This is a genomic window from Neobacillus drentensis (assembly GCF_036966985.1).
GTDB classification, from domain to species: domain Bacteria; phylum Bacillota; class Bacilli; order Bacillales; family Cytobacillaceae; genus Neobacillus; species Neobacillus drentensis_E.
In genome coordinates this window covers 1-2,684 of record NZ_JBALSN010000312.1, presented here as the reverse complement: position 1 = coordinate 2,684, position 2,684 = coordinate 1, and the positions used below count along the sequence as shown (strand labels likewise).

General features: G+C 37.8%; 2 protein-coding genes. Both read right to left on the bottom strand.

The features are described from left to right. Window positions 1-883: CobW family GTP-binding protein (locus V7659_RS19920; protein WP_335541662.1), on the bottom strand; the 883-nt coding region annotated here is incomplete at its 3' end. 78 nt (window positions 884-961) lie between these two features. Continuing rightward, window positions 962-2,473, bottom strand: a complete 1,512-nt coding sequence (locus V7659_RS19915; RefSeq protein WP_335541661.1) for a S41 family peptidase — start codon at window positions 2,471-2,473, stop codon at window positions 962-964. Window positions 2,474-2,684: the final 211 nt, after the last annotated feature.

Genomic DNA, 2,684 nt, shown 5'->3' with positions numbered 1-2,684 from the left:
GCATTTTAATTCCGTTCCAATCCATATTCTCACCGATAAAGACAAGGTTTAATGGCATATTCATATCCTCTTTCATATATAACGGCATGCCATAAGAAAATTGAAATAAAAAAGGGAGCTTCGAAAAATCAAACTTAACATAGCCTTTAATACGGTAAATCGTATCAGGCAGCTTTTTCAAAAAATCCTCAAATTCAGTTTGGCTGATCGACGATTCAAATTGGTAAACAAATGTCGTTAAATTAAGATGGGTTGGCTGGGCAACCTTTTCAACTGAAACAGAAAGCTTTCGCAACTGGTCAATAGAAACCTGTGAAAAATTAGTCAAAAGGCATCTTGCATTGTGATTTATCGACTGAATTTCAAAAGTGATCTTCGCTTGCTCACTCTCTGTTAATTCATTCAACTTGTTAACAAGAATATAGTCCGCATGTCTCACTTGCTCTAGTATCAATTGCTGAAGTTGTGGACTTAATGATTTTCGAACTAACCACCTTGTGCCATCAACGGTGGTGATAATCCCCTTAATGATTAATTTATCTGCAAATAAGGGAGAAAGTATCGCATCTAACACCTCCACAGGGTGTGCTGCTCCGGTAGTCTCGATATAGATCACTTCTGGTTCTTCCTCAACCAATAAAGCTTGCATTTGTGCTTCAAGCTTATCCTGAATGGAACAGCAAATACAACCGCCCAACAGTTCTTTTAAAGTAACATCTTCCTCGTCAACTATATCAGAATCAATGGAGACCTTACCTAATTCATTCATCATGACTGCTGTTTTTCTTCCTGTTCGATGTTCATCCTCTAATAGTTGTTTGAGAAGGCTGGTTTTCCCGCTCCCTAAAAAACCGGATAAAATATAAACCTCAGCTTTTTTCATTGTCGTATCCCTTTCCATTGTTCATAGGTGGCAATCTAAAAAATGGACCCAACTTCTTAGGAAGTGGGCCTCTATCGTTTATTTCATCTTTCCCTTTAATACTTTGATCGCCTCTTGCATTTGTGTATCATTGTTTTTAATTTTGTCTCTTAATAAGTCCATTAATTTCAAGGTAGAATCACCTTTTAGAATTCCATTAGCTGGCAGCTTATTAGCTTTTTGGAAAGCTGTGACGGCAGCTTTTGTCTTTTTATCAAAAAATCCGTCTGTCCGGCCTGGGTTATATCCAACTGCTTTTAACATTTTCTGTGCAGTTTGTACTTCTGTTCCCGAACTAGATTGTTTTAGTTCTTTATCCGGATTAATGATAGTTAAGGTTGCATAATCAGGCAAGGCAACTGCCACATCTGGATTAATCCCCTTTTTATGGATCCAATTTCCGTTTGGTGTTAACCATTTTGCGGTCGTAAATTTAAGATTTGAACCGTCCTTAAAGTCAGAAGCCGTTTGCACAGTCCCTTTCCCAAAAGACTTTTCTCCAACTAGTTTTACACCTGCTGATTCCTTCACAGCCCCTGCAAGGATTTCTGATGCACTGGCACTGCCTTTATCAATTAAGACAACTAAAGGAAGATTTGGATTTCCTTCATTTTGCGAAGGATACTCTTTAATCTTTCCATTACGATCTTCTACTTTTAAAATAAGTTTTCCTTTAGGAACAAACATGCTCGAAATCGAGATGGCCTGGTCTAATAGACCTCCTGGATTTTGACGTAAGTCTAATACGAGACCCTTCATTCCTTTACCATTTAATTCATTGAGTTTTTCTACAAGTTCCTTTGCCGTATTGCTAGAAAAACTGGTAATTTGAACCTTTGCAATTCCATCACCAACCATTTCACCATAAACCGTTTCAATCGGAATCTCATCTCTAATAATTGGGACTGTCATTGGTGCATCTGTTCCAGGTCGTTGGATGGACAACTCTACCTTCGTACCCTTTTTGCCACGAATAAGGGTTACTGCTTGAGTTGAATTCATGCCTTGGAGGCTTTTTCCATTCACGGACATAATCATATCATTAGGTTTTAAGCCAGCTTTTTCAGCAGGAGAGCCTTTGATTGGAGAGACAATAACAATATGTCCGTCCTTTTCCTGGATTTCGGCACCTATTCCTTCAAACGAAGAAGAAATACTTCCATGAAAGCTTTCGGCTTCTTCATTGCTCATATAATCTGAATAGGGGTCATCCAGTGACTCCACCATTCCGTTTATTGCCCCATTAATGACCTTTTTTTGATCAATATCTTTGTAATAGCCACTCTTCAATGTATCAAATGCTTCATAAAGTTTAGTAAATTCTGGTCGTTCCGTTCCTACAGTGACTACCTTTTCATCCCCGAATGCAAGTGCAAATGTTGTAATCCCCGCGGAAAGAAACACCACCATAAACAACAGCATGATAAAATGAAATCTCTTTAATCGTATGTATCCAGTTTTGTTTTCGATTGCCTGATCTTGTTCAATATTGGTCTCTTTCACTTTTTCTTGTCCAATTTTCTCATCTTCCAAAGCCTTCACCACTTTCATTCACCATAAAAATTAACTCTTAGTGATTAGAATAACATCTTTTACTTAAAATTAACAAAGAAAAGTTAATGAAATTAATAATATTCACAGGAAATCGCTGTTCACAAAAAACGACACCTACCAAATAGTAAGTGCCGTTTGTATCTATTCTACATCATACCCTTGGTCTTCGACGGCTTCTTTTAGCTTTGTGACTGGGGCTATGCTGGAA

Bases quoted from the DNA above. Each gene is read 5' to 3' on its own strand.
- V7659_RS19915 (WP_335541661.1), bottom strand. From the start codon at position 2,473: ATGAAAGTGGTGAAGGCTTTGGAAGATGAGAAAATTGGACAAGAAAAA.